Here is a 2,980-nt window from a genome sequence, read left to right as displayed (position 1 = left end):
TGGTTGCGGGGGCAGGATTTGAACCTGCGACCTTCAGGTTATGAGCCTGACGAGCTACCGGGCTGCTCCACCCCGCGCCGGGGTTGTTTGTGCGAGCGGCCGATTTGCGGCCTTTCGCGATCTCTTGAGCCTGATCCGTGATGCGCATGTGCGCTTGGGATCGGGCTTGTGAGATATGTGAATGGGTTTGTTGAACTTCCGCAAGCTGCAATGCCTGGCGACGACCTACTCTTCCAACGCTTGAGCGTTAGTACCATTGGCGCTGTCCGGTTTCACGGCCGAGTTCGAGATGGGATCGGGTGGGGCACGGACGCTATGGTCACCAGGCAATGGAGCCTGCGGATGTTTTTAATCGATGCGTATCAGATGACTGGCTGGAGAACCGTCCGTCCAACGCCAGACCTGATCACGGGCCATTCCCCCAAGGGGGTGCCGTGCAGAGCTGTCATTGATGGTGGGACTCTTCAAGCATGAACAGAGTTATTAGGACCGGTTAGCTTCATGCGTTACCGCACTTCCACACCCGGCCTATCAACGTGATGGTCTATCACGACTCGATGATACCTTATCTTGAGGGAGGCTTCCCGCTTAGATGCTTTCAGCGGTTATCCCGTCCATGCATAGCTACCCTGCTGCGCTCCTGGCGGAACGACAGGTACACCAGAGGCATGTTCACCCCGGTCCTCTCGTACTAGGGGCAACTCCTCTCAAGTATCGACGCCCACGGCAGATAGGGACCAAACTGTCTCGCGACGTTCTGAACCCAGCTCACGTACCACTTTAATTGGCGAACAGCCAAACCCTTGGGACCTGCTCCAGCCCCAGGATGTGATGAGCCGACATCGAGGTGCCAAACGATTCCGTCGATATGAGCTCTTGGGAATCATCAGCCTGTTATCCCCGGCGTACCTTTTATCCGTTGAGCGATGGCCCTTCCACGAGGGACCACCGGATCACTATGACCGACTTTCGTCTCTGCTCGACTCGTCAGTCTCGCAGTCAGGCAGGCTTATGCCATTGCACTCTAACAGCCGGTTTCCAACCGGCCTGAGCCTACCATCGCGCGCCTCCGTTACTCTTTAGGAGGCGACCGCCCCAGTCAAACTACCCGCCACAGAGGGTCCCCGAACCGGCTAACGGTCCTGGGTTAGACATCAGAAAACAACAGGGTGGTATTTCACCTATGGCTCCACACCAGCTGGCGCCGGTGCTTCAAAGCCTCCCACCTATGCTACACAATTCTTTCCTAATGCCACTCTGAAGCTGCAGTAAAGGTGCACGGGGTCTTTCCGTCTAACCGCGGGTACTCCGCATCTTCACGGAGAATTCAATTTCGCTGAGCATATCCTGGAGACAGTGGGGAAGTCGTTACGCCATTCGTGCAGGTCGGAACTTACCCGACAAGGAATTTCGCTACCTTAGGACCGTTATAGTTACGGCCGCCGTTTACCGGGGCTTCAATTCGGAGCTTGCACTCCTCCTCTTAACCTTCCGGCACCGGGCAGGCGTCAGACCCTATACGTCGTCTTGAAGCCGACTTAGCAGAGTCCTGTGTTTTTGCTAAACAGTCGCTACCCCCTGGCCTGTGCCCCCTCATACTGCTTGCGCAATGTGAGGGCCTCCTTCTTCCGAAGGTACGGAGGCAATTTGCCGAGTTCCTTCAGGATACTTCTCTCAAGCGCCTTGGTATACTCTACCTGACCACCTGTGTCGGTTTCGGGTACGGTCTATACGGTGGGGCTATTTCCTGGAACCATTTCGAAGCCACTCCAATCCAATAAGGAGTGACAACACACATGATCCGTCACACACCACCAGGCCCACGAATATTAACGTGGTTCCCATCGACTACCCCCTTCGGGCTCGTCTTAGGGGCCGGCTCACCCTGCTCAGATTAGCTTTAAGCAGGAACCCTTGGTCTTTCGGCGAGAGGGCATCTCACCCTCTTTGTCGCTACTCATGTCAGCATTCGCACTTCCGATACCTCCACGACCCATTACCAGATCGCTTCACAGGCCTACGGAACGCTCCGCTACCGCTCAGTCAAAGACTGAACCCTAAGCTTCGGTGCATCACTTTAGCCCCGTTACATCTTCGCCGCAGGAACCCTTGTTTAGACCAGTGAGCTGTTACGCTTTCTTTAAAGGATGGCTGCTTCTAAGCCAACCTCCTGGTTGTTTTGGGATTCCCACATGCTTTCCCACTTAGTGATGACTTGGGGACCTTAGCTGTAGGTTAGGGCTGTTTCCCTTTTGACGACGGACCTTAGCACCCGCCGTCTGTCTGCCGAACAAGTCTCGCTGGTATTCGGAGTTTGGTTAGAATTGGTAGATCTCGCGACCCCCGCATCCATCCAGTGCTCTACCCCCAGCGGCATACATTCGACGCTCTACCTCAATAGATTTCGCGGAGAACCAGCTATTTCCCGGTTTGATTGGCCTTTCACCCCTAAACACAACTCATCCGAGAATTTTTCAACATTCAACGGTTCGGTCCTCCAGTGCGTGTTACCGCACCTTCAACCTGGTCATGCCTAGATCACCGGGTTTCGGGTCTAATTCATCGAACTCTGTCGCCCTATTCAGACTCGCTTTCGCTGCGCCTACACCTAACGGCTTAAGCTTGCTCGATAAACTAAGTCACTGACCCATTATGCAAGAGGTACGCTGTCACCCCCTAAAGAGGCTCCAACTGCTTGTAAGCATTCGGTTTCAGGTACTGTTTCACTCCCCTCATCGGGGTGCTTTTCACCTTTCCCTCACGGTACTGTGTTCGCTATCGGTCATGTACGAGTATTTAGGCTTGGAGGGTGGTCCCCCCATGTTCAGACAGGATTTCACGTGTCCCGCCCTACTCAAGTCCTCATCCATCACTTTCGCATACGGGGCTGTCACCCGCTATGGCCAGTCTTTCCAAACTGTTCTGCTAGTTGAAGATGAGGCACTGGCCTGGTCCGCGTTCGCTCGCCACTACTAACGGA

Annotated in this window: 1 tRNA gene and 2 rRNA genes; all 3 read right to left on the bottom strand. The window is 54.7% G+C overall.

Annotated elements, in window-relative coordinates:
• A tRNA-Met gene (locus HGI46_RS21715) sits at positions 1 to 77 on the bottom strand.
• 135 nt (positions 78 to 212) lie between these two features.
• Positions 213 to 327 (bottom strand): 5S ribosomal RNA (gene rrf, locus HGI46_RS21710).
• Positions 328 to 464: 137 nt separating this feature from the next.
• Positions 465 to 2,980, bottom strand: a 23S ribosomal RNA gene (locus HGI46_RS21705); the annotation flags it as partial.

It is taken from the genome of Novosphingobium sp. ERW19 (assembly GCF_012641315.1).
Lineage (GTDB): Bacteria > Pseudomonadota > Alphaproteobacteria > Sphingomonadales > Sphingomonadaceae > Novosphingobium.
This window is presented reverse-complemented; position numbering and strand designations above follow the sequence as displayed.